We start from the raw sequence: 23,447 nt of genomic DNA, 5'->3' as shown, positions 1-23,447 counted from the left end.
ATTTTATAAGTGAAATTTTAATCAGATGTCGATCGTCTGTTTTGCAAGCAACGTGGATCAACTCCACATCGCTTGACATGCACGCCCGAGCTTTCCCATCTAACGTGGTGGGCACTTACTCGTCCGCGATCCGAAACTGTCCGACGACGAGATTTGCGCGATGTACTGAGAGGTTATCAACGTTGTACGTCTTGATTAGCCAGCGAATTCGATGGGCGTTCATATCGGTGATGTCAAGAACCTCCCGGCAGTGTATGGCGTGGTTGTTGCTAACTACTGCGAGGTCACCGGGCTCTAGTACGAGATGGCGTTTGGTACGGTGAAGAATTTCGTTAAGCCTGGAGATCGCTGCCGAACCGTTGGCATCGTCCGTGACCGTACGGCCTTCGAAATACTCGAACTTCCACGGTTTATCAGGGAAATACACCGGTTTCAACGGTGATGATTTGTTCGTTTCTCCTCCGACCAGAGACACGACTTCTGGCGGAGTCGAGTAGATCGGAAAACTGAGCATCGCAAGGTCAGACGGGCTCAACTCAGCAAGGATATCGATGTTGCGGCAAACCGAAGTCGAGACATAATTTTCGGCTGAACTTCTCAGGCATGCAAGATTAGCCCAGTCGGGCCTCACCTTCTTGAATCCCATGTCATAGTGGAATCCAAACGATACCATCGACTTTTGTGAGGCGGTATTTTTCAAGGATTCTTTCAAATACACATCATGAAACATATCGCCATTGTTAATCGTTCGATACCCAACAATGGGTGTGTTTGCCGCGGAGGCGAATAGCTCCAACAATGCCTCCGTGACAAATGTTGTCTTCATTGCATATTTGTCGCGAACTGGATCATCGTGCCCAAACACCGGTAGATCGGGATCAATCGGAAGATTCTTGATGTACAGCACCGGATTCTGAGCCAGGTTGGCCTGCTGCCGAAGGCGGATCACGGTTTCCGAGAACGCCCGCATTACCGGGTCATCCTGCTGAACCTCCTGTACAAACCGGTCAAGATTCCGATATGGACTGGCCGTAATCCGCAGGAAGACCTCCAGCAGGTCGTCGCGCTCTTTGTCCGTGAGGCGCCAGACGGGCTTCAGCGGATTGATGGATAGATGCGTTTTCATGGTGTGTGACACACGAGGTATTCGGGGGCTGACCGCCGGATATCGACGTGCCAGAGCGCACTTGAGGAATCGCCATTGATATCTGACGTCTAGCGTGCGCGGAGAGCTTTCACCTCTCGTTCCGGGCGACTGCCGCTCGTCCCGGAAAAGATGATGCATAGCCCGGCACCGATTAGGGTCATGCCAATCGCATGAAATGTCCGGAACGATTCTCCGAGAAAAACAATAGCCAGCAGTGAACCGAATGCAGGCATCAAATGGGCGAACATTCCAAGATGAGAGGCCGGGAATTTCGTTGCACCATAGTTCCATGCCAGAAACGCAAAGACCGCAGCGAACAGCGCAACGTATCCCACAGACAACCAGTTCGGCATCGTATTGGGGAACGGACCGTGCCTGGCCAGATCGAGGAAAAACGCCGGTGTGAGCAACAACGTCCCGATGAAACTGAGACACCACAAGAAGCGCATACCAGCTATCGTTGATGGTTTCCGAGAAAGTAGAAGCGTATATATTGCCCAGATCATCGCAGCGATCACCATCAGAAAATCTCCTGTCGCTAGGTGCAGATTTCGAAGCTGTTCGATTCTTCCCTGCGTGACAACCACCGCTACGCCGAGTGTCGAGAGGGCAATGGCAATCCAGTGTTTGGGAGCCAGACGCTGTCTAAATGCGATAAACGCGAACAGAGGAATAAACATTGGGACGAGCGAGTTGATCAGCGTGGCATTGATAGCGCTCGTGCTCTTTAGAGCGTAGTAGACCAGGCAGTGGTATACCGCAATACCCATCAATGACTGTGCGATCAGGATCGGCAGATGCTCTAACATGTCCCTGACCAATTGCCGTAAATCTCGCGCGACGAACGGTGTTAGAACCAGACAAGCAAGAAACCATCGCCAGAAATTGAGCTGGATAGCTGTGATCTCGCTCTGCAGATGCTTGGCCAGAACAAAATTGCCTGCCCAACATAACGGAGCAAGCATTACGATGAGTACGTCTCCTAGATACGCGTGGCTTTTCATGCAGCGACATCCGCACGCGCCCGATCGGCGGACGCATCAATCTTTTTCAATCGATTGAGCAATTCATCCCAGTAGTCCTTCGCGGTGTTTAGCCGTTGATGGACGCCAGAAAGCACGTGAACTGAAGCTTCGGGATATCGCTCTAGTTGTGGTCTGATCACATTTTGCAGCCAGCCGTCGCCATGGATCACGTCGATCGAAATATGTTCCTCGTAGTAGGCCAGTCCGACCGGGTTCATGTTTCCGACGCCGACACGGCGACATCCTTCGACGAACTTCTTATACTGCTCGGGATCTGCAAGTTCCGTTACCGCAAGCGACCCGAGCGATTCGAAATAGCGGCTTCTATGCAACCCATGTCTCATCATCAGGTTGTAGCCTGCCAGACCTTGCCACGACAAGTGTTGGATAAGTGCATCCGTGCATGGATCAATGCCTTCACTTCGAAGTAAATCGCGATATAGCTGAACGTGTGTTTTCTCCGGATCACCTTGGCCAACTTCGTCCCATAAATTATGAGCTACGTCGAATCGAACCCGTTCATCAATGCCAATCAGGGAGTATACGACCAGATCGTAGAAGCGAATATTGAGCAAATAGTCGCTTCGCAGATACTACAAAATGGATTCCCGACCGGCAGTGGTTCTGACGTACTCGAAAATCGGATGATTAGCTGAGCTGTGCGTCTTCCAAATCCGAAGAATTTCTGCCAGAGTATCGCTTGCAGAAAGATTGATAGGTAGATCAGCAGGCGTGCGTTGAAGTTCATATCGATCGGCCCAGCTCTCCAGTTTGGTCCGGATGGCAAGAAATGTCGGATCGAATTGGGTTCGCTGTCCACTTGGGTTCGGCGTCGAAACGCCCATCTCATTGAGCGCGAAAAGCGCTTCGTGCAGTTCGTACAAGGCACGCTGGTCACCCAGCAACACGTCGCTACCGATATGATCGATACGGTCGAGCAACTGCGTAAGTGCGACTACATCGTAGAGATTGTGCTGGCGATTCGCCGAGAAGGAAAGAAGACCTTCGACTGCGTGGCGAAGGTTTGTAGAGGCGTTGGCAGTGGACGATTTTGAAGTGTGCATAGTGATTTTGTTAAATATTGTCAATATGTCTGATGCTCAGCCGAAACCATTAGCCACTTGCAAAGTGGCGGCTATCGCAGAAACGTGAGAACAATAATCACGATGGGCCGTCTCGAAAATAGAAATGAAGTTATCACCCTATAACGACCGATGCCTGATCAACCAGTCACTGCGGCACCCAACGCCGCACTTGCTTCCGTCCGGATGAAGCAATTCATCCTCCTGCTCGCACTGGGCAACCACGGATCTATACGCAAGGCAGCCGACGAAATGTCAGTTTCACAGCCTGCGGCGAGCAAATCCCTGCTGGAGATGGAATCGATGCTGGGAATGCGGTTGTTCGAACGCACCTATAGCGGACTCATCCCGACAGTCGCCGGACGTTGTGCGATTGAACACGCGAAGAACATGATCGGCTCATTGCGACGTATGAAGTACGATCTGGATGTCATTCAGCACAATCGACAGGGAATTCTCAGGATTGGACTCATCATGGGTGCTGTCACAGGCGCTTTCTGCGATGTTGTACGCCGTGCGTGCGAGTCGGAGCACGGACTTTTGGTCGATGCACAGGAAGGTACATCCACGGAGCTGATGCTAAAATTGCAATCAGGCGAACTAGATGTCGTCTTTGCAAGGTCGGGGGAATTCGATCAGCAATCGGATATTGAAAGCCGTTTGCTCGACGATGAGCCGGTATGTGTCGTAGCCGGCGTTCAGCACGAATTGGAGACAGGCCGGCTCTACGAGTGTGCGGAGTTGATCGGCTATCCGTGGGTAGGATACGAAGCGAAGTCGCCGCTGGCTGCATTGCTGGTCAACTGGTTTGTAGATCACACTGGGCGAACACCGGTTGTCAAGCTCCGTACGACGTCAGCATTGATCACTGTTGCCACGCTTTGCAATACCAATTGCCTCGCGATGCTCCCGAGTTCTGTTTTCAAGCACGTCGCTTCCTCAGAGCGTATCAAGAAGATCAAGACATCATCCAGTCTGTCATTGGGAGAATACAAAGCCTACTGGCATAAACAGTCGCTGCGAATGGACATCATCGAATCGGTTTTGGGTGTTCGGACGGGCCCAGTGTGATGGGGGAACGCGTGACTTGGCTGCGCTGATGAGGCGGTCGCGTAGAATCAAAAAAAGAAGGACTCCAGATTGAATAGCATGTCAGGCGCGAACCGAAAACGCTTTTGCATTAGGTTCGCGCTACTGTCGTAGTCTGCATTAAACTCGCTGGGCAGCGAGTATTAGACGGCTTCCCCCTCGCACACCGTATCGCGCGTTTGCAACCACTGCGCGAGTGCCTCGTGCGGCAAGGGCTTCGCATAGAGAAACCCTTGCAGCTCATCGCAGCCAAGGCGCCGGAGCGCGTCCGCTTCGTGCGCCTGCTCGACGCCTTCGGCCACCACGCGCAAGCCCAGTTCGTGCCCCAGCTCAACGATGGCGCGAATCACGGCAATATCCGCGCTCGCTTCGAGCCGGCCGTTCACGAACGCGCGATCGATCTTGAGTCGGTCAAGCGGAAAGCGGTGCAAATAGCTGAGGCTCGAATAGCCCGTGCCGAAATCGTCGAGCGAGAGCTTCACGCCAAGCGCGCGAATCGCGTTGACCGCGCCCAGATAGCGATCGACGCTCTCCATCAACACCGTTTCCGTGATTTCGAGTTCGAGGCTGCCCGCGCTTACGTTATGGGCCGCGAGGCTATCGCGCAGCCGGTTGACGAGTTGCGCATCGTCGCGCAATTGCACCGCCGAAAGATTGATCGACACGCGCATCTCCGGCAGACCCGCCGCACGCCAACGCGCGATCTGGCGGCACGCTTCGTCGATTACCCACGCACCGATCGGCACGATGAGCCGCGTTTCTTCGGCGATCGGAATGAACTTCGCGGGCGGCACCAGCCCCAGATGCGGATGCTCCCAGCGCAGCAGCGCTTCCACGCTCATCAGTTCGCCCGTCGCCGCATGCACGCAGGGCTGATACGCGAGCCATAGCTCGCCGCGCTCCACCGAGGTGCGCAAATGCGCTTCCAGCTCCAGACGGTGGCGCGTGCTTTCCGCCATCTCCGGCGAGAAGAACTTGACGAGATTGCGCCCACTCGATTTCGCGCGGTACATGGCGGCATCGGCGTTCTGCATCAAGGTTTCGATGTCCTCGCCATCGTCGGGATACAGGGCGATGCCGATACTGCACGCCACTTGCAAGGTCATGCCGCCGATCGAGTGCGGTTCGCGCATGAGCGGCAGCAGGCGTTCGTCGATGAGGTGCGCCACATCCGCCGCGTTGCCCGCGCCGCAGAGCAGCACCGTGAATTCGTCGCCGCCGAGCCGGCTGACCGTGTCGCCCGCGCGCACCGATTGCAAAAGGCGGCGCGAGACCGAGCGCAGCAGGCCGTCGCCCGCATGATGGCCGAGCGTGTCGTTGATGTCCTTGAAACGGTCGAGGTCGATGAAGAGCACGGCCACGCGCCCGCATGTGAGCTTCGCCTGCTCGATGGCCGAGCCCAGGCGGCGGGTGAAGAGTGCGCGATTCGGCAATTCGGTCAGCACGTCGTGCTCGGCCAGAAACTGGATGCGCGCTTCGCTCTTCTTGCGGTCGGTGATGTCGATCAGCGTGCAGATATAGTGCGAGACGCTGCCGTGCTTGTCGCGCACGGCGCTGATCATGAGCCACGCGGGGTAGTCGCCGCCCGCGCGTCGGCGCACCACGGCTTCGCCATTCCAGACGCTGGAAATATCCACGAGCGCAGTCAGTTGCGCGAGCAACGGTTTGCCGCTGGCGCTCGCCACGATGAATTCGGGCAGCGTGCCGCTGACTTTCTCGGCGCGATAGCCTGTTGCGCGATAGAACGAGGCGTTCGCGGTCAGCAAGCGGCGTTCATTGTCGAGAATGAGGATGGCTTCCGAGGAGGCCTCGAACACCTTCGCCCAGAGTTCGAGGCGCTGCTCCATCAGCTTGATCTGGTTGATCGGCGTGAAGGCGGTGAGCACCGCGTCGCGGCCCTGGAAGGTCAGGCGGCGCGCCGAGAGCATGGCCCAGGTGGGCTCTTCGCTCGCCATCCAGCGCACTTCGAATTCGTCGATGGCGTCGCGGTCGGAAAGTTGCTGGAAGAAACGCGCCCGCACGGCCGAATCGAGCCCGAAGGCCCACGGGTCGGAGGTGCAGCCATTGAGCCAGTAGAGCGCGGGGTGATTGGCGTGCAGCACTTCGTGGCCCGGCACGGCTGTGACCATCATCGGCACGGGTGTCGCTTCCACGAGCGCGTGCTGCGCCTGCGAGGCGCGCGCCGTGGCCGCGAGTTCCTTTTGCACGTCGCGTTCGTGATCGAGTTGCTCCAGCATGTCGTTGAAGCCTGTGACGAGCTGGCCGATCTCATCCTGGCTATGCCACGTGGCGCGCAGCCGATGATCGCCCGTGCGCCGCACGGTATCCATCACGCGCGCGAGCTGACGCAGCGGCCGCGAGATCTGCTGGGCCACCAGATAGACCATCGAGAGAATGCCGCACAGCAGGAACAGCGCGGTCCCCAGATGCAGCCACATGCGCGAGAACAGGCCGCTTACGCGCGCGTGCAGCAGCGTGTCGAGTTCGGCGCCGGTCGCGCGCCAGGCGTCGCCCACACGCGCGACGAGCGCTTGCTGGGCGGCATCGGCCGCCGCGCGCGAGACATCGTCCGCGCCGCCGTGCGCTACGGCCATGCGCGCGGCGTCACGATAGGCCTCGATAGCAGCGAGCAACTGTCCAACGGGCGCGGCGAGTGCGCGTTGCACGTCGTCGTTGGCCGCGCCCGCTTCGGCGAAGTCGGAGCGCAAGCCTTGTGCCACGGCGTCGAGCTGGCCCTCCAGCACGAGGTAGCGCGTGCTCAGTTCGCTGCGCGTCTGCGCATTGCTCGCGCCTTCGTGCAGGCGATGGCCGATCCCGTCCACGGCGTCGAGCAGGGCGGGATAGCGCAGGATGGACAGCGACATCGAGTAATAGCTGTCGAGGTCGGGGTCCAGAATGAGGTTCGACTGATTGCCCACGCGGGTGATCAGATCGCGGCAGGCCATGAGCGCATCGCGCACCGCCTTGGACCCGGCGGCACGCGGTGCGTGCGAGAGGCCGTCGAGCGCGCCGCGCACGCGCGCGTTCAGGTCGCCGCTCTGCATGTTCGCGCCGTATTGCTGCTCGGCGGCCAGCAGCGCCGAATCGGTCTGGGCGATCTGCTGTGCGTCGAAGGTTCCGCCCGCGCCGCGCAGGGCGACATCGACAAGCGCTTCGCGCACGGTGGCCAGATAGGCATTGCCGACGATTTCCTTTTGCGAGAAATCGATCGACATATATTTCTCGTGAATCAGGATGCTGCTGATATAGACCACCGCGCTCAGGTCGAGCAGATAAATCAGCAGCAGCTTGCGGCCCACGCGCAAGCGCCCGAGCAGTCGAGTAAACGGATTGTGTTTCATCGCACGCGCCTGGATCACATCGAAGTCCACGCCGCATTCTGAACTGAAAATGCGACGCGCTAATATTCAGCGCGGCGTTTTTGCGCGCGCTTTATCACTGCGTAACGGCAGTGCCTGGCGTGTGCTTTAGCGTAAAGCTTTCAATTCCCTGCGCTGGCGCGTAAATACTTTGGCGTGGTGCGAACATGCACTACGCTGGCGCGGAATAAAGGTCGTAAATCGAGCATAAAAAACGCCGCCAAGGTTAAACCGGGCGGCGTCGATGGCGAGGCCAGTTGAACTGGCCTTTGCCTGATGCTCAGAAAATCACATAAATCTTGCGCAGCGTTTCATCGATTTGCCAGAGCCCTTCGGTATTGGCTTCGAAGAACAGCGTATCGCCGCCCTTGAAGCGGATCGTTTCTTCGCCGTCCGGCGTGAAGCTGCCCGTGCCCGTGAGGAAGTGCATGACTTCGGCTTCTTTTACCGAGCGGCGATAGGTGCCCGGCGAGCATTCGAACACGCCGGTGTCGACGGCTTCCGCGCCCGGAATCACGATCTGGCGGCCCGTGACGCGCGCGGGTTCCGTGCCGGGCAGGCCTGCCGTGCCCCAATCTTCGAGTCCCGCGACTTGCGCGGCTTGCTGGATCTGCTGAACTTTCACTGAACGAATTCCTGTTGACGTGAGGTGTGGTCGAGGCGTTGTTCGATGCGGCCGAGCCGCACCACGGTCACGCCGGGCCGCAACTGGCGCAGCGAAGGCATGACAAGCATGCAATCGTCGTAAGGCGTGCGCACCGGTTCGCCGTTCGACCAGCCAATCACGGTGCCCGCCGTGTCGAAGGTTTCGAGTCCCGTGTAGGGTCCGGCGAAACGGAAATCCATGCTGCTCGCGACCACGGGTTCCGTCACCCGCACGACCGTCATTTGCGCGGGCAGGGGCGCAATCCAGCCAGCGGGCAGATCGTTCACGTCGATCACTCCCGCGACGAGCAGAAAGCGTGCGGTACTGTCGCGCGCGACGTCCACGGCGCGCTTTTCCCAGTGCTGTCCGCATTCGATCAGCAATGCATTCTTCGCGCTGAGCGCGTCGCCGAAGCCTTCGTAATCGCGCATGCGGCGGCCTTCGGGATGGCCTTCGTCGCAGATCACGGTGGCGGGCGAGCCGAGTTGTGCGGACAGCGCGATGCCTTTGTCGAGCGGTCCCGCGACGATCAGCGGCGCACTCTTCTCGTGCATCGAATGCAGGTCGAGCAACAGATCGACGCTGTCGATCACGGGCCGCATCGCGCGGGCGCGATCGAGTTCGACCGAGCGCTTCGCTTGGTCGTCGAGCGCGGCGGCGGTCCATACGCGGTTGAAGTCCTGATCGACGAAACGCGCCTTGTCGGGCTGCGCCGGATCGAAGCGCGCATAGGCGTCGACGTTCGCGAAGGCCAGCGTGAGCCGGCCGCGCCGCGGTCGAAGTTGCGAGCGCAACAATTCATCGACGACGATCGCACCGCACACTTCGTTGCCATGCGTGAGCGCGTTCACCATCACATGCGGGCCCGGCACGCCCGAATCGAATGTGTGCACATAGGCGATGCCGGTGTTGCCTTCGGCATGCGCGGAAATATCGGGGAACGCGACCTCGATTGGATAGGCGTCCATGCTCATGCGAGACCTCCCTGGCAGAGATATTTGATCGACAGATAATCGTCGAGGCCGTATTTCGAGCCTTCACGGCCGTAGCCCGATTCCTTGACCCCGCCGAACGGCGCGGCTTCCGATGCGAGCGCGCCTTCGTTGATGCCGACGATACCCGCTTCCAGCGCCGTGCTCACGCGCTCGATGCGGCGCAGATCCTGGGTGTAGAAATAGGCGGCGAGACCGAAGGGCGTGTCGTTTGCCGCCTCGACGGCTTCGTATTCCTGATCGAAAACGAACAACGGCGCGACCGGCCCGAAGGTTTCCTCGCCGCACAGCGCCATCTCGCGCGAGGCGTGGCCGAGCACGGTCGGCGCGTAATAGTGCGGGCCAAGCGCATCCAGGCGCTTGCCGCCGACCAGCACCGTCGCGCCGTGTTCGACCGCATCGTCCACGTGCCGCGCGATCTTGTCGACGGCGCGCGCGTTGATCATCGGGCCGATCTGCGAAGCAGGATCGCTCGCCGGTCCCACGCGCAATTCGGCGACGCGGGCACACAAGCGCGCCGCGAACGTGTCGTAGACGCCACGTTGCACGTAGACGCGATTCGGGCAGACGCAGGTCTGGCCGCCGTTGCGAAACTTCGCGGCGAGCAGGCCTTCGACGGCGGCATCCAGATCGGCGTCGTCGAACACGATGAAGGGCGCGTTGCCGCCGAGTTCGAGCGAGAGTTTCTTGAGCGTGCCTGCCGATTCGCGCGCGAGATGCTTGCCCACCGGCGTCGAGCCCGTGAAGGTGATCTTGCGCACGCGAGGGTCGGCAAGCCAGGCATCGACGGTGTCAGGCGTGGCGTCGCGCGAGGCGGTTACGAGATTGAGCACGCCGGGCGGCACGCCCGCATCATGGGCGAGTTGCGCGAGCGCGAGCGCGGTGAGCGGCGTATCCTCGGCGGGCTTGCCGACCACCGTGCAGCCCGCGGCGAGCGCGGGCGCGATCTTGCGGGCGATCATCGCGAGTGGAAAATTCCACGGCGTGATTGCCGCGACCACGCCCACGGGTTCCTTCACCGCGCTCATGCGTTTGCCGCGCTGCTGGGTGGGGATCACGTCGCCGTAGATGCGCGTGGCTTCGTCGGCGAACCACGCAACGTACGACGCGCCATAGGCGACCTCGCCGCGCGCCTCAGCCAGCGGCTTGCCCTGCTCCAGCGAGATCAGCGCCCCGAGCGCGGCTTCGTTCGCGACGATGGCGGCGTGCCAGCGGCGCAGGATCGCGGCGCGTTCCTTCTGCAGCGTTGCGCGCCACGCGGGGAACGCGCGCGACGCGGCGTCGGCGGCGGCGCGTGCATCGGCAGCCCCGCTTTGCGCGACTTCGGCGATTGAGCGGCCCGTGGCGGGATCGGTGACGGCGAAGCGTTCGCCGCCTTGCGCGGCGACCCATTGGCCGCCGATGAAATTGTCCGTGCGTATCAACGCGCGGGCGGATGTTTCCAGATCGAGACTCATGCGGCGCGGTTTCCGTGTGCAGTCGGTGGAGAGATGGTCAGGATGCCTAGTAACCTAGCTGACGATTGATCAGCCCGATCATCGGCTCGCCAGCGCGATGGCGGCGCAGGTTGTCGAGGAGGCTATCCACGGCGGTGTCGGGGCGCGTGGCGCTGGCGATATGCGGCGTGATGCGCACACGCGGTTGCGTCCACAACGGATGGTCGGGCGGCAGCGGCTCGGGGTCGCTCACATCGAGCACGGCGTTGCGAAGCTGGCCACGTGAGAGCGCGTCGAGCAGATCGTCGGCGACGAGTTGCGGGCCGCGCCCCACATGCACGAGCGAGGCGCCTGCGGGCAGGGCGTCGAACACACGGCGCGAGAGCAGGCCGCGCGTGGCGTCGGTAAGTGGCAGCAGGCAGACGAGCACGTCGGTGCGCGCGAGAAACGCGTCGAATTCAGCGGCGCCCGCGTAGCAGCGAACGCCGTCGAGCGTATGCGCGGAGCGGCTCCATCCTGCGCAATCGAAACCGAAAATACACAGCCTCTCCAGCACGGAAGTGCCGAGCATGCCGAGCCCGAGCACACCCACGCGGCGCGCGCTTGCGGGCGTGAGCGGCAACGGCTTCCATTCGCGCGCCTGCTGCGCGAGGGCGTAATCGAACAGATCGCGATGGATCGCGAGCACGGCCTCGCTCACGTATTCGACCATGCCTTCGACAATGCCCGGCTCGATCATGCGCACCACGGGCAAATGCGCGGGCACGCTTGCGAGATCGAGTTGATCGACGCCCGCGCCCACGGAGAATACGGCTTCCAGATTGGGCAACGTGTGGGCGAGGTCGCCGGGTTGCCACGCAATCAGATAGCGAATCTGAGCCGGGTCGCCGATATCGGGCCACACGCGAAATGGCACATCGGGCGCACGCTGCGCAAACAGCGTCGCCCATTGCGCGCCGCGCACGGGGTCGGCCTTGTAGAGCACGCTCATGGCACGTCAGGCCATCGCCTGATTGATGATGCCGTAGGCACGCCAGGCCGCGTCGGGCTCGACGCTATGTTGCGCGGCCTCTGCGTTGCGCACCATCTTGACGACCGAATCCACAGGCACGAGACCCACCGTCGGCAACCACGCTTCAATGCCTGCGCCGCCCGGCACATCGATGCGCACGAAGTTGCCCACGTGTTGCGTGAGCCAGTGCGAGACAAGGGCTTTCGCGCGCTCATTGTCTGCCGAAGGCGCGGCGACCACCGGTCCGATGGCGTAGCCGCGGCCAAACTGGCGCGCGAGCGCGAAGCCCGTGATCTCGCCGTCGCGTTCGAGCACGACGCCGCCTTGCGCCACGCCGAGCAGAGCGGGCAGCGTGGCGCTGCGATCGAGGCCGCTGCCGCGCGAAGCCAGTTCGATCAGCACCGGCAGATCGGTAGGCGTGATCGCGCGCAGCGTTTCGCCTTGCGGCAGGACGACGGGCGGCGCCTGCTCGACGGTGCCTTGATGTTGCGTGAGCGCGCCGCAGGCTGCGAAACCGAGCTTTTCGTAGAGCGGCTGGCCAGCAGGCGTGGCGTGCAGAAAGGTGACCCGTTCGTCCAGTTCGTCCAGCACGAGTTCCATGAGCTTGCGCCCGATGCCGCGTCCTTGTTGATCGGGCGAGACGATCACCATGCCGAGCGTGCCGCGTGCCGCGCCGAACTTCCAGCACAGTGCCGTGCCGATCACGGCGCCGTTTTCCTCGGCGACGAAACCGGTGCCCGCATCGAAGGCGAAGCGCCAGTCTTCGGGCCGATGCGGCCAGCGCACCGCGACGGAGAGGCCGTGCGCGGCGGTGATGTCGTCGGTGGTGAAGCGGCGATAGTGAAGGTCGGGCTTGACGGTGGTTTCAGACACAGCGGACTCCTATAAGACGACACGGGACGGCAAGGGACAACATAGGACAGCATGTTCAGATTCGACTGTCGCACGCGGCTCGCAGCCTTCATAGGACGATCTTCCTGTCTTGCGCGAGCGCAAGCGGCAACGCCGCGTGGCTTTTTGATTGTTCATCGCATTCAGAAAAGTTTCAATATAATGTGTGGCATCGTGCGTGCTTTCATTGCAGCGCACTGGGCGCGCCGCGCCGTCGTCATGCACCGAAACCGTGCGATGACGATGGGGCACGAACCGCTTTCGCGCGTCCGGCACCGAATTCAACAGGAATCTCATGCGAACCCAGTCCAGCAAGAAAGTCGCCGCGCTGCCAAGCCATGCCGATGTCGGCGCGCGTCTGCGCGCGCTGCGCACGGCGCGCGGCCTGTCCGTCAACGAACTCGCGTTGCGCGCGGGCGTGTCGGTCGGCACCGTGAGCCAGGTCGAGCGCAACAAGGCCAATCCCTCCGTGCGTATTCTGGAGCGCCTGCGTCAGGCGCTCGACGTGCCTTTGAGCGCGCTGCTGGAAGAGGACGACGCGCCCACTGATCCGCTCACCGGCGATTTCGTGCGCCGCGCGGCGGAGCGCCCGCTGTTCGAGGTCGGCAAGAACGGCATGCAGAAGGAATTGCTGTCGCCGCACGGCGAACACGATCTACAGATGATGGTCATCCTGCTGCCGGCGGGTTCGGGGTCGGAAGAAGTGCTGGTGGGCGTAGGCGAGAAGTGCGGCCTCGTGATGGAAGGCTCGGTGATCCTGAACGTGGGCGATCAGCGCTGTGAATTGCGGGCCGGCGACAGCTTCCAGTTCAAGAGCACGGTTCCGCACAGTGTGCGCAATGAAAGCGGCAAGACGGCACGGCTGCTATGGATAATGAACACGCGCCCGCCCGTCATTCATCTTTGAGTCTTCATCTGCGTCTTCAACCGGCGCCGGTTTTCAGTGTTACCGGCGCCGCGTCATAGCGGTTCTTCTGCTCATTTCCTCCTCGCCCGCGGCGCGCCTCACGCGCTGTCTCCAGACGACTCCCCTTTGTCCACGTTCGATGCAAGCGTGTATCGAGCGCACGCACGTCTGGCGGCCTGCATTCCCCTGTTTGTGGTGATTTGTACTGGATGGTTAAGAGCTGGCCCGATTCTCGCGTAAGCAATACGCATGAAGAAAGGTTTCACAGATTTATTTTTGATCACTAGCCAGGCAGCGTCTGTTCACTATAATGAACTTCATCGCGTGGTTGTTCATTTTGCCGCTCAGGCAGAGAGCCACCACTTGCTGAAGCGGCCAGCTGCGTTCGCCCTGTATCGCGAACGTACCTGCGCCGACGTAACCGGGTTTTCGAACAGGCCGAGCATGACTACTCCGTCTCTGGATTTCGATCCTTCCGCCATCGCGCTGCCGCAAGGCCATTTCATTGGCGGTGCGTACTATCAGACCGATGAAGCGCCGATCGCCGTGCATCGTCCCTCGGATGGGCGCCTGCTGGGCTACGTGCCCGACGCCACGGCGCAGACGGTCGATTACGCTGTGTCCAACGCGCTGCAGGCATGGAAAACGAGCGGCTGGGGCACGCGCTCGCCGCGCGACCGCGCACGGGTCCTCACGCGCTGGGCGCAATTGATCGACGAGAACGTCGTCGCGCTGGCGCAGCTCGAAGCGGTCAGCTCCACGCGCCCCGTCGCTGAGGCCTATGCCTCGGACGTGCCGTTCACGGCCGAAGCGATCCGCTTTTTCGCGGAACTCGCCGACAAGCTGGGCGGCGACATCGCGGCCACGCGTCAAGGCAGTCTCGGTTTCGTGGCTTCGGAGCCGTACGGTGTAATCGGTGCGATTACGCCGTGGAATTTCCCGCTCTCCATGTGTTCATGGAAGTGCGGTCCCGCGCTCGCGGCCGGCAACGCCGTCGTGCTGAAAGCCTCGGAAATGACGCCGTTCTCCACGCTGCGTCTAGCCGAACTGGCGATCGAGGCGGGCATGCCGCCCGGCATTTTCAACGTCGTGAACGGGCGCGGCGCGACCACGGGTTCCGCCATCACGCGTCACCCCGATATTGCGAAGGTCAGTTTCACGGGATCGACGCGCACGGGCGCTGCGATCATGAGCGAAGCGGCCTTTCACGGCACCAAGCCGGTCACGCTCGAACTGGGCGGCAAGAGCCCGCAACTCGTGTTCGCCCAGGTGCCGGACCTTGCGCATACGGCGCGCTGCGTGGCGCGCGGCTTCACCGCCAACGGTGGCCAGGCTTGCGTCGCGGGTACGCGCCTGATCGTTCACAAGCAGATCGCCGGACCGCTGATCGAAGCCGTGCAACGCGAACTCGCGGGTATCGTGCCAGGACCGCTCTGGTCGAGCGCGACGCGCTATTCGCCGATCATCAGCGGCGCGCAGGCGCAGCGCATCGAAACGCTGATCGAGGAGAGCCGGGCGCAGGGCGCGGAAGTGCTGTGCGGCGGCGGCTTCTTCGAAGGCACCGACGACGGCTGGTTCCATCGCCCGACACTGCTCGCCAACGTCACCGAAGAGACGGCCGCCGTGCGCGAGGAACTGTTCGGCCCGGTGCTCACGGTGCAGACCTTCGAGGACGAGGAGGAGGGCATCGCGCTCGCGGCGCACCCGACTTACGGTCTCGCGGCGGGCGTGCATACGAGCGACATCGGCCAGGCGATGCGCGCGATGCGACGCATCGCGGCGGGCACGGTCTGGATCAACCGCTATGGCCGCAGCGGCGACATGATCATTCCGACCGGCGGCTTCAAGCAGTCGGGCATCGGCAAGGATCTCGGGCGCCAGGCGCTGGAGGCCAGCATGCGCCACAAGAGCGTGCTGATCGACTTCGACACAGTCTGATTTCACTCAGTTTCGTTTTCATTTCGCTTCATTGGCGCACGATCCGTACCGGGTTCATTTCACTGAACACGGGTTGAGCGCAGCGCTTCACCGAAACCCCGGGTCGCGATGATTTCGTCAGCATGACTGATTAACTGACGGGCATGCGCAGCTCGCCGCTCTCACTTGAACTGAACCTCAAGCCAGGTTCGCCACGACGACAGGATGCAGACCATGATCGATTTCGAGCCGAAGTACATCACCTTCGACTGCTACGGCACGCTGACCAATTTCCAGATGGGCGAGACCGCGCGCCAGCTTTACGGCGACAAGCTCGATCCCGCGAAAATGGACGAATTCGTGGAGTTCTTCCGCGGCTATCGCCTTGACGAAATTCTCGGCGCATGGAAGCCGTATCGCGACGTGGTCGTGAATTCGATCCGCCGTACCTGCGAGCGCACCGGCGTGCCGTTCGAGGAAGCGACTGCACTGAAGATCTACGACGCGGTGCCCACGTGGGGCCCGCACGCCGACGTGCCGGAAGGTCTTGCTCGCCTCGCGACGAAGTACAAGCTCGTGATCCTCTCGAACGCCGCGGACGAGCAGATCGACAGCAACGTCGCCAAGCTCGGCGCGCCGTTCCACAAGGTCTATACGGCCCAGCAGGCGCAGGCCTACAAGCCGCTGCGCAAAGCCTTCGAATACATGTTCGACCAGCTCGACTGCAACCCGGAAGACGTGCTGCATGTGTCGTCGAGCTTCCGCTACGACCTCATGAGCGCGTACGACATGGGCATCAAGCACAAGGCCTTCGTGAATCGCGGCCACGAACCGCTCACGCCGTACTACCAGGTCAACGAAGTGAAGAGCCTGCCGCATCTCGCGGAACAGCTCGGTCTGTAAGTCCTGTCTCTGACCGCTATCGTCACCGCAAACACGCCCGCTACTCAGGAACGCAACACGATGAAGCTCGATTCGTACTGGCTCGATACCGCGCCGCGCTTTACGAAGCCCGCCCAGGGGCCGCTTGCCGGCCGCGTGGACGTGGCGGTGGTGGGCGGTGGCTTTACCGGGCTGTCGGCTGCGTTGGCGCTTGCCAAACGCGGCGTCTCGGTGACCGTGCTGGAAGCGGGGCGCATCGCGGGTCAGGCGTCGGGCCGCAACGGCGGGCATTGCAATACGGGCGTCGCGCAGGACTACGCGGCGCTCTGCGCGAAACTCGGCAAGGAACGTGCGTCGCTGTTTTATCGCGCCTATGCCGAAGCCGTGAAGTCGGTGGCGCAGATCGTCGAGGAAGAGCAGATTGCCTGCGACCTGCGCAAGAGCGGCAAGATCAAGCTCGCTGCCAAGCCGCATCACTACGACTCGCTGGCGAAGACGTATGACGCGCTGCGTCGCGATGTCGATGAGGACGTCAAACTGATCCCGCCGGAGCGCATTCGCGACGAGATCGCATCCGATGGTTTTTATGGCGGCCTCGTGCAGCACAACGGCATGCAAATGCACATGGGCAAGTTCGGCGTAGGTCTGGCCGAAGCGGCGGCGCGTCATGGCGCGCAGATCTTCGAGGAAACCCCTGTCGTCGGCCTCAAGCCGCTGGGCGGTCACGCCTTCGAAGTGCAGTGCGAGCGCGGCACGCTGCGCGCGGATCGTGTGCTGCTCGCCACCGGCGCTTCGCAGACCGGCCCGCTGCAATGGTTCCGCCGCCGCATCGCCCCGGTAGGCAGTTTCATCGTCGTGACGGAGCCGCTTGGCAAGGAACGGCTCGATGCGCTCCTGCCCACGCGCCGCTCGTATGTCACCACGCGCCAGATCGGCAACTACTTCCGGCCGACGCACGACGATCGCTTGCTGTTTGGCGGCCGCGCGCGCTTCGCGATGTCGAACCCGCGCTCCGACGAAAAGAGCGGCCGCATTTTGCGCGACGGCATGCTCCAGTATTTTCCTCAACTCGCCGACGTGCGCGTCGACTATTGCTGGGGCGGTCTCGTCGACATGACAGCCGACCGGCTGCCGCGCGCGGGCGAGCATGAAGGCATGTTTTATTCGATGGGCTACAGCGGCCACGGTGTACAGATGTCGGTGCACATGGGCCGCGTGATGGCCGAAGTGATGTTCGGCGCCGCCTCGCGCAACCCGTGGCGAACGCTTGAATGGCCTGCGATTCCCGGACATTTCGGGCGCGCTTGGTTTCTGCCGCTCGTCGGCGCGTATTACCGGTTGCAGGATGTGCTTCATTGAGCCGATGCCGCGCGCCGTGGCCCTCACGGCGCGACCGCAGTAATAGTCAAGACTCTCCACAAGGAAACCAGACCATGTCGCGTATCACCTTCGCATTCGCCGCCGCTTCTGTTACCGCTACCGTTGCCCTCTCGCTGCTGAGCGGTGCAGTCCACGCCGCTACCGTGACCGCAGGCTCGCCGCCGTCCAGCGCGCCGACCACCTTCCTCGACGTCAAGACGCAAAAGATCGAAGGCATCATGCCCGACGTTGTGCGCGAGATCGGCAAGCGCGAAGGCTTTGACGTTTCGTATCAGGCCGTGCCGTTCTCGGCGCTGATCCCGTCCGTGGTCTCGGGCAAGATCGACATCATCGTCGCCGGCATGACGCCCACGCCCAAGCGCGCCGAAGTGGTGGACTTCTCGCAGCCGGTCACGGCCTTCGGTGAAGGCATCATCGTGAAGGAGTCGAACAAGACGAATTACAAATCGGTGCAGGACATGAAGGGCATGTCGGTGGGCGCGCCCACGGGCACGGACTACGGCGACCAGCTCGTCAAGCTCGGTATCTTCAAGGAAGTGAAGATGTACGACAGCCCCGCCGACATGACGCGCGACGTCGCCATCGGCCGCATCGTCGCGGGCTTCAACGACTATCCGATTCTCAAGGCGCAGGAAGCCGCGGGCGCGATGGCCGGCACGCGCGTGGACGACGATTACGTGCCGATGGAGAAGTTCGACATCGCCGTGGGCGTGAAGAAGGGCAACACGGCGCTGCTCGCGAAAGTGAACGACGCGCTCACGAAAATGAAGGCCGACGGCACGCTCGACAAGATCCTGAAGAAGTGGCACCTCGCGGGCTGATCCGCGACTGAACGACCGGGATGCGGCACGGCAGACACGTCCCCGCTGCCGCCGCATTCCGGCCCGGCCCGCCCCTGGGGCGCGGCGTACGACACGCGGGCACACGCGGCTCGCGAACGAAAGCATAAGGCACACCATGCGTTGGCACGACATAGTCGATTTTGTACCGATCCTGCTGCAAGGCGCCGTGATGAGCATCATCATCACGATTGGCTGCCTGCTGCTGAGCACAGCCCTGGGACTCGTGTGGGCGCTGCTCAAGATGTCGCGCTATCCGGCAGTGGTGACGGCCGTGAGCGCGATGATCAATGTGGTGCGCGGCCTGCCGATGATCGTCCTGCTGTTCTATATCTATTTCGTCTTGCCGGACTTTCATATCGAAGTGTCCGCGCTGCAGGCGAGCATTATCGGCTTGAGCTTCGGTTACTCGACCTATGTGGCGGAAATCATTCGCTCGGGCATCGAGGCCGTCGATCCGGGCCAGTACGAAGCGGCGCAGTCGATCGGCATGGGTCGCATCAAGACGATGATGCGCGTGATCCTGCCGCAGGCGGTGAAGGTTGCGCTGCCGCCCTACAGCAATACGCTGGTGATGATGCTCAAGGACTCGTCGCTCGCATCGACCATCACAGTCGCGGAAATGACGCGGCAAGGTCAGTTGATCGCCGCATCGACGTTCCAGAACATCACCGTCTATACGCTCGTGGCGATCGGCTACCTGCTGATGAGCCTGCCGCTCATGAGCATGACGCGGCATCTCGAGCGCCGTTTCGGCAAGCACAAGGCGAAGAAGTGAGGTTGCGATGATCGAAATTACCGATGTCCACAAAAGCTTCGGCACGACTCCCGTGCTCAACGGCATCTCGCTCAAGATCCAGCAGGGCGAGGTGGTGTGTCTGATCGGCGCGTCCGGTTCCGGCAAGTCGACGCTGCTGCGTTGTATCAATGCGCTCGAATCCTACGATGCGGGCGAGATCAAGCTGCTCGATCAGCGCGTGGAGCAGCGCTCGCGCCACATCAATCATCTGCGCACGCAGGTGGGCATGGTGTTCCAGCGCTTCAACCTGTTTCCGCATCGCACCGCGCTCGAAAACGTGATGGAAGGGCCCGTGCATGTGAAGAAGGAGCCGTTGCACGTCGCCAAGCGCGAGGCCGAGGAATTGCTCAACAAGGTTGGGCTCGGGCACAAGCTGCACTATTACCCGCATCAACTCTCGGGCGGACAGCAGCAGCGCGTGGCGATCGCTCGATCGCTCGCCATGAAGCCGAAGGCGATTCTGTTCGACGAGCCGACTTCCGCACTCGATCCGGAACTCGTCGGTGAAGTGCTCAACGTGATGCGTACGCTCGCGAAGGAAGGCATGACGATGCTGGTGGTCACGCACGAAATGGGCTTTGCGCGCGAAGTCGCGGATCGCGTGTGCTTCCTGCACGGCGGCCACATCATCGAAGAGGGCAGCGCGCAACAGGTGCTGTGCTCGCCCCGCGAAGCGCGTACGCGCGAATTCCTGCGCCACGTGCTCGGCAATCGTATCGAAGCGCATAGCGCGCCCGAAGGCGCAGCGGGAGCGGCGGCATGAACGGACGATTCGTGCGCCTTGGCGAAACCGGACGCGCCAAAGTGGCCATCGTCATCGACGGCCAACCTGTCGACGCGCTCGAAGGCGACACGCTGCTCACCGCGATGCTGTGCAGCGTGCGCCACGTGCGCCAGTCGGAATTCGGCGAAGAAAAGCGCGCCGGCTATTGCCTCATGGGCGCGTGCCAGGACTGCTGGGTCTGGACCGACGAGGGCGAGCGCCTGCGCGCTTGCACGACCGTCGTCGAAGCGGGCATGCGCCTTGTCACCACTCAACCGGAGGCGCAATGGGCGAACCTCGCATTGTGATCGTCGGCGCGGGGCCGGCGGGCGTGCGCTGCGCGCAGACGCTGCTGGCCGCGGGCATCCGCCCCACGCTGATCGACGAAGGCCGCCGCGATGGCGGGCAGATCTACCGACGCCAGCCCGAAGGCTTCACGCGCCCCTACGCGAAGCTCTATGGCACCGAAGCGGCACGCGCGCAGGATCTGCACGAAACCTTCGCGCGCCTGCGCGCGCAGATCGACTATCGCCCGCAGACGCTGGCGTGGAACGTGTGGGATCACCAGTTGCATATCGTGCGCGACGGTCACGCGAGCGCGCTCGATTACGATGCGCTGATCCTGTGCCCCGGTGCGACCGACCGACTGATGCCGGTGAAGGGTTGGCAATTCGCCGGCACGTACAGTTTGGGCGCCGCGCAGATCGCCCTGAAATCGCAGGCCTGTTCGATCGGGCGGCGTGTGGTGTTCATGGGCACGGGGCCGCTGCTGTATCTCGTCGCGAGCCAGTATGTGCAGGCGGGCGCGCAAGTTGCGGCCGTGCTCGACACCTCGCCCGCGAACGCACGGATTCGCGCGCTGCCGAAACTGCTCGCGCGTTTCGACGTCTTGCGCAAAGGGCGCACGCTCGTCGCGTCGCTCAAGAAAGCGGGCGTGCAGACGCGCAATGGCATCGAGCCGGTGGAGATCGTCGGCTCGCCGGACGAGGGCGTGCAAGCCGTGCGCTTTCGCAACGCGAGCGGCGTAATCGAGCAGATCGAATGCGATGCGATCGGTATGGGCTATCACCTGCGGCCCGAGACACAGCTTGCCGATCTCGCGCGCTGCGCATTCCGCTTCGACGCGCCCACGCGCCAATGGCTGCCGAAAATAGACGAACTGGGCCGCAGCAGCGAACCTGGCGTCTATCTCGCGGGCGATGGCGTGCGCGTGCTGGGTGCGGACGGCGCGGAAAACGCGGGACGTCTCGCGGCGCATGCCGCGCTGATCGATCTGGGACGCGAAGTGCAGGCGGGCACGCTCGACGCGCTCAAGCGCGAGCAACGCCGCATGGACCGCTTTCGCGAAGGGCTCGCGCAAGCCTTCGTCTGGCCTGCGCAACAAGCGGCGAAGCTGCCCGACGACACCATTGTGTGCCGCTGCGAAGGCATCACGGCAGGCGAATTGCGCCGCGTGATTCGCGACGAAGGCGCGCAGGAAGCCAATCGTGCGAAGGCCTTGAGCCGCGTGGGCATGGGCCGCTGCCAGGGCCGCTATTGCGGCCACGCGGGCGCGGAAATCATCGCGGCCGCCGCGTGCGTGCCGCTCGAACAGGTTGGCCGCCTGCGCGGACAGGCGCCGGTCAAGCCGCTGGCCATTGCGACTGTGGAGGAAACCGAGTGAAACGCGCGCAAGCCGATGTATTGATTGTGGGGGGCGGCTTCATGGGCGCCGCCGCTGCGTTTTTCCTGCGTCGCCGTGGCAAGTCGGTGATCCTGCTCGAACGCCAGTTGATCGGCCAGCAGGCGAGCGGCACCAACTTCGGCAATGTACGGAGACAAGGTCGCTTGCTCGCGCAACTGCCGCTCGCCAATCGCTCGCGAGAAATCTGGCTGCGCATGCCCGAGCTGATTGGCCACGATGGCGAGTTTCTGATGTCGGGGCATTTGCGCGTGGGTTATGGCTCCGAACAGGCCGATATGTTCGAGGCTTACGCACGCGACGCGAAACACTACGGGCTGGATCTGGAATTGCTGCACGGCGACGCCTTGCGCAAGCGCTTTCCATTTATCGGCCCAGAAGTGCATGTGGGTTCCTATGCACCGATCGACGGCCATGCCAATCCGCGACTTGCCGCGCCCGCGTTCGGACGCGCTGCCGCGAAACTCGGTGCGCAAATTTTCGAGAATACGGATATCGTTGCCGTCGAAAAAGAGGGCAATGAGTTTCGCGCGACGAGCGCGGATGGACGCACCTTTCATGCGCCGGTGTTGCTGATTACCGCTGGCGCGTGGGGTAGCACACTGAGCGAGCAATTTGGCGAACCCGTGCCGATTGCGGTGCATGGCCCGCAAATGGCGGTGACCGAGCCGGTGCCGTATAGCATCGCGCCGGCCGTGGGCGTGTCGTCGCCGCGGATTGCCGAGGTCGTCTATTTCCGCCAGGTTGCGCGGGGCAATATCGTGATTGGCGGCTGCGCGCGCGGACCTGCGTTTCTCGACGCGCGGCGGGCGAAAGTGCTTCCGCAAAGCACGTTGCTGCAATTTCAGCAGGCTCAGCGGGTGGCGCCTGCGCTTAAGCGGCTCAATATCATTCGCGTTTGGAGCGGCGTGGAAGGGTATATGCCCGACGATCGGCCCATCATGGGGGCGAGCGGCACGACCAGTGGTTTGTTCTATGCGTTTGGATTTTGCGGGCATGGGTTTCAGCTTGGGCCGGGCGTGGGGGATACGATGGCCGAACTGATCGATACGGGCGCGACTTCTACGCCGATCGAGCTGTTCGATATTCGCCGTTTTGCGACGTTTCAAGCGCCTGAAGGTGGCCCGCAAGCGATGCCGCAATCTGTGCCGGCGGCCTGATTCGTATGCAGGCCATGCTGACTTCAAGTTCTATGCCGGGTGGGCGGCGTGCAGATGAGCGGCGCGATGAATCGCCTGCGGCTGATGGGCATGCTGCTGGCGCAACGCGTGCCGTGCAGAAGGTGCTCGATTTTATCGACGCTGGTTTTGCTGAGCCGATTAGTCTTGCCGATCTTGCTGATGTTGCAGGGCTTAGTGTTTCTCGCTTCGCCGCTCGGTTTAGTCGCGAGGTGGGGGTCTCGCCGCAGCAATATGTGCGGCTGGTCAGGGTGAGGCATGCGCAGTGCTTGTTGCAACGTGGGCTTTCGCCTTCACTCGTCGCTGCCGAAGTGGGGTTCTTCGATCAAAGTCATCTCTGTCGGCATTTTAAACGGGTGCTTGGGCGGACGCCCGTTCAATGGCTTAATGCTGGCGATTGAGGCGGTTGCTTTTTTTGCGCT

General features: G+C 62.0%; 22 protein-coding genes. 12 read left to right on the top strand and 10 right to left on the bottom strand.

The annotated features are described in order from the left end of the window. Window positions 1-115: 115 nt before the first annotated feature. The 4 genes from U5782_RS39075 to U5782_RS39060 form a co-directional block, all read right to left on the bottom strand. Window positions 116-1,126, bottom strand: coding sequence for a hypothetical protein (locus tag U5782_RS39075; RefSeq protein WP_322049208.1), 1,011 nt, complete (start codon window positions 1,124-1,126; stop codon window positions 116-118). 89 nt (window positions 1,127-1,215) lie between these two features. Next, window positions 1,216-2,151 (bottom strand): DMT family transporter, encoded by a 936-nt coding sequence (locus U5782_RS39070; RefSeq protein ID WP_322049207.1) that lies wholly within the window; start codon window positions 2,149-2,151, stop codon window positions 1,216-1,218. Then, window positions 2,148-2,762 carry an iron-containing redox enzyme family protein gene (locus tag U5782_RS39065; protein ID WP_322049248.1) on the bottom strand — a complete coding sequence of 205 codons (615 nt, stop codon included), beginning with the start codon at window positions 2,760-2,762 and terminating at the stop codon, window positions 2,148-2,150. Before U5782_RS39065 ends, U5782_RS39070 begins: the two co-directional genes overlap by 4 nt. A gap of 3 nt (window positions 2,763-2,765) precedes the next feature. Then, entirely contained in the window at window positions 2,766-3,236 is a 471-nt protein-coding gene (locus U5782_RS39060) for a hypothetical protein (RefSeq protein ID WP_322049206.1), read from the bottom strand. A gap of 150 nt (window positions 3,237-3,386) precedes the next feature. Between U5782_RS39060 and U5782_RS39055 the strand changes: the two genes are divergently transcribed. Further along, window positions 3,387-4,325, top strand: a complete 939-nt coding sequence (locus U5782_RS39055; RefSeq protein WP_322049205.1) for a LysR family transcriptional regulator — start codon at window positions 3,387-3,389, stop codon at window positions 4,323-4,325. A 161-nt stretch (window positions 4,326-4,486) separates the two neighbouring features. Here the strand turns inward: U5782_RS39055 and U5782_RS39050 are convergent, their stop codons facing one another. From U5782_RS39050 to U5782_RS39025, 6 genes are all read right to left on the bottom strand, one after another. Next, window positions 4,487-7,684, bottom strand: coding sequence for an EAL domain-containing protein (locus U5782_RS39050; protein WP_322049204.1), 3,198 nt, complete (start codon window positions 7,682-7,684; stop codon window positions 4,487-4,489). A gap of 298 nt (window positions 7,685-7,982) precedes the next feature. Beyond that, window positions 7,983-8,327 carry a cupin domain-containing protein gene (locus tag U5782_RS39045; RefSeq protein WP_322049203.1) on the bottom strand — a complete coding sequence of 115 codons (345 nt, stop codon included), beginning with the start codon at window positions 8,325-8,327 and terminating at the stop codon, window positions 7,983-7,985. Next, window positions 8,324-9,316 carry a M14 family metallopeptidase gene (locus U5782_RS39040; RefSeq protein WP_322049247.1) on the bottom strand — a complete coding sequence of 331 codons (993 nt, stop codon included), beginning with the start codon at window positions 9,314-9,316 and terminating at the stop codon, window positions 8,324-8,326. Before U5782_RS39040 ends, U5782_RS39045 begins: the two co-directional genes overlap by 4 nt. A gap of 2 nt (window positions 9,317-9,318) precedes the next feature. After that, window positions 9,319-10,797 carry an NAD-dependent succinate-semialdehyde dehydrogenase gene (locus U5782_RS39035; protein WP_322049202.1) on the bottom strand — a complete coding sequence of 493 codons (1,479 nt, stop codon included), beginning with the start codon at window positions 10,795-10,797 and terminating at the stop codon, window positions 9,319-9,321. A gap of 46 nt (window positions 10,798-10,843) precedes the next feature. Further along, entirely contained in the window at window positions 10,844-11,767 is a 924-nt protein-coding gene (locus tag U5782_RS39030; protein WP_322049201.1) for a glyoxylate/hydroxypyruvate reductase A, read from the bottom strand. A gap of 6 nt (window positions 11,768-11,773) precedes the next feature. Then, on the bottom strand, window positions 11,774-12,661 hold the full coding sequence (locus U5782_RS39025) for a GNAT family N-acetyltransferase (protein WP_322049200.1): 888 nt from the start codon (window positions 12,659-12,661) through the stop codon (window positions 11,774-11,776). Between the two features lie 313 nt (window positions 12,662-12,974). Between U5782_RS39025 and U5782_RS39020 the strand changes: the two genes are divergently transcribed. From U5782_RS39020 to U5782_RS38970, 11 genes are all read left to right on the top strand, one after another. Next, a complete protein-coding gene (locus U5782_RS39020; protein ID WP_322049199.1) occupies window positions 12,975-13,586 on the top strand; it encodes a helix-turn-helix domain-containing protein in 612 nt (203 codons plus the stop codon). Window positions 13,587-14,030: 444 nt separating this feature from the next. Continuing rightward, entirely contained in the window at window positions 14,031-15,524 is a 1,494-nt protein-coding gene (locus tag U5782_RS39015; RefSeq protein WP_322049198.1) for an aldehyde dehydrogenase family protein, read from the top strand. A 213-nt stretch (window positions 15,525-15,737) separates the two neighbouring features. Further along, window positions 15,738-16,406 carry a haloacid dehalogenase type II gene (locus U5782_RS39010; RefSeq protein WP_322049197.1) on the top strand — a complete coding sequence of 223 codons (669 nt, stop codon included), beginning with the start codon at window positions 15,738-15,740 and terminating at the stop codon, window positions 16,404-16,406. A 60-nt stretch (window positions 16,407-16,466) separates the two neighbouring features. After that, window positions 16,467-17,744, top strand: coding sequence for an FAD-binding oxidoreductase (locus U5782_RS39005; RefSeq protein ID WP_322049196.1), 1,278 nt, complete (start codon window positions 16,467-16,469; stop codon window positions 17,742-17,744). 74 nt (window positions 17,745-17,818) lie between these two features. Next, window positions 17,819-18,586: a transporter substrate-binding domain-containing protein gene (locus tag U5782_RS39000; RefSeq protein WP_322049195.1), complete on the top strand. Its 768-nt coding sequence runs from the start codon at window positions 17,819-17,821 to the stop codon at window positions 18,584-18,586. A gap of 136 nt (window positions 18,587-18,722) precedes the next feature. Further along, the gene (locus tag U5782_RS38995) at window positions 18,723-19,382 is read left to right on the top strand and encodes an amino acid ABC transporter permease (protein ID WP_322049194.1); all 660 of its coding nucleotides are present in this window, start codon (window positions 18,723-18,725) and stop codon (window positions 19,380-19,382) included. A gap of 7 nt (window positions 19,383-19,389) precedes the next feature. Continuing rightward, a complete protein-coding gene (locus tag U5782_RS38990) occupies window positions 19,390-20,166 on the top strand; it encodes an amino acid ABC transporter ATP-binding protein (RefSeq protein WP_322049193.1) in 777 nt (258 codons plus the stop codon). Next, the gene (locus U5782_RS38985; protein WP_322049192.1) at window positions 20,163-20,474 is read left to right on the top strand and encodes a (2Fe-2S)-binding protein; all 312 of its coding nucleotides are present in this window, start codon (window positions 20,163-20,165) and stop codon (window positions 20,472-20,474) included. Before U5782_RS38990 ends, U5782_RS38985 begins: the two co-directional genes overlap by 4 nt. After that, on the top strand, window positions 20,453-21,829 hold the full coding sequence (locus U5782_RS38980) for an FAD/NAD(P)-binding oxidoreductase (RefSeq protein ID WP_322049191.1): 1,377 nt from the start codon (window positions 20,453-20,455) through the stop codon (window positions 21,827-21,829). Before U5782_RS38985 ends, U5782_RS38980 begins: the two co-directional genes overlap by 22 nt. Beyond that, the gene (locus U5782_RS38975; RefSeq protein ID WP_322049190.1) at window positions 21,826-23,007 is read left to right on the top strand and encodes an FAD-binding oxidoreductase; all 1,182 of its coding nucleotides are present in this window, start codon (window positions 21,826-21,828) and stop codon (window positions 23,005-23,007) included. Before U5782_RS38980 ends, U5782_RS38975 begins: the two co-directional genes overlap by 4 nt. A 14-nt stretch (window positions 23,008-23,021) precedes the next feature. Continuing rightward, window positions 23,022-23,426: a helix-turn-helix domain-containing protein gene (locus U5782_RS38970; protein ID WP_415914491.1), complete on the top strand. Its 405-nt coding sequence runs from the start codon at window positions 23,022-23,024 to the stop codon at window positions 23,424-23,426. Window positions 23,427-23,447 lie beyond the last annotated feature (21 nt).

Origin of the sequence: Paraburkholderia sp. J67 (assembly GCF_905220265.1) — a bacterium.
GTDB lineage: Bacteria > Pseudomonadota > Gammaproteobacteria > Burkholderiales > Burkholderiaceae > Paraburkholderia.
Note: the sequence above shows the minus strand (reverse complement) of the source record. Positions and strands in the feature narration are given on the sequence as shown.

Bases quoted from the DNA above. Each gene is read 5' to 3' on its own strand.
- U5782_RS38970 (WP_415914491.1), top strand. From the start codon at position 23,022: ATGCTGACTTCAAGTTCTATGCCGGGTGGGCGGCGTGCAGATGAGCGG.
- U5782_RS39040 (WP_322049247.1), bottom strand. From the start codon at position 9,316: ATGGACGCCTATCCAATCGAGGTCGCGTTCCCCGATATTTCCGCGCAT.
- U5782_RS38980 (WP_322049191.1), top strand. From the start codon at position 20,453: ATGGGCGAACCTCGCATTGTGATCGTCGGCGCGGGGCCGGCGGGCGTG.
- U5782_RS39070 (WP_322049207.1), bottom strand. From the start codon at position 2,151: ATGAAAAGCCACGCGTATCTAGGAGACGTACTCATCGTAATGCTTGCT.
- U5782_RS38990 (WP_322049193.1), top strand. From the start codon at position 19,390: ATGATCGAAATTACCGATGTCCACAAAAGCTTCGGCACGACTCCCGTG.
- U5782_RS39075 (WP_322049208.1), bottom strand. From the start codon at position 1,126: ATGAAAACGCATCTATCCATCAATCCGCTGAAGCCCGTCTGGCGCCTC.
- U5782_RS39030 (WP_322049201.1), bottom strand. From the start codon at position 11,767: ATGAGCGTGCTCTACAAGGCCGACCCCGTGCGCGGCGCGCAATGGGCG.
- U5782_RS39060 (WP_322049206.1), bottom strand. From the start codon at position 3,236: ATGCACACTTCAAAATCGTCCACTGCCAACGCCTCTACAAACCTTCGC.
- U5782_RS39035 (WP_322049202.1), bottom strand. From the start codon at position 10,797: ATGAGTCTCGATCTGGAAACATCCGCCCGCGCGTTGATACGCACGGAC.
- U5782_RS39015 (WP_322049198.1), top strand. From the start codon at position 14,031: ATGACTACTCCGTCTCTGGATTTCGATCCTTCCGCCATCGCGCTGCCG.
- U5782_RS38985 (WP_322049192.1), top strand. From the start codon at position 20,163: ATGAACGGACGATTCGTGCGCCTTGGCGAAACCGGACGCGCCAAAGTG.
- U5782_RS39055 (WP_322049205.1), top strand. From the start codon at position 3,387: ATGCCTGATCAACCAGTCACTGCGGCACCCAACGCCGCACTTGCTTCC.
- U5782_RS39000 (WP_322049195.1), top strand. From the start codon at position 17,819: ATGTCGCGTATCACCTTCGCATTCGCCGCCGCTTCTGTTACCGCTACC.
- U5782_RS39010 (WP_322049197.1), top strand. From the start codon at position 15,738: ATGATCGATTTCGAGCCGAAGTACATCACCTTCGACTGCTACGGCACG.
- U5782_RS39050 (WP_322049204.1), bottom strand. From the start codon at position 7,684: ATGAAACACAATCCGTTTACTCGACTGCTCGGGCGCTTGCGCGTGGGC.
- U5782_RS39020 (WP_322049199.1), top strand. From the start codon at position 12,975: ATGCGAACCCAGTCCAGCAAGAAAGTCGCCGCGCTGCCAAGCCATGCC.
- U5782_RS39005 (WP_322049196.1), top strand. From the start codon at position 16,467: ATGAAGCTCGATTCGTACTGGCTCGATACCGCGCCGCGCTTTACGAAG.
- U5782_RS38995 (WP_322049194.1), top strand. From the start codon at position 18,723: ATGCGTTGGCACGACATAGTCGATTTTGTACCGATCCTGCTGCAAGGC.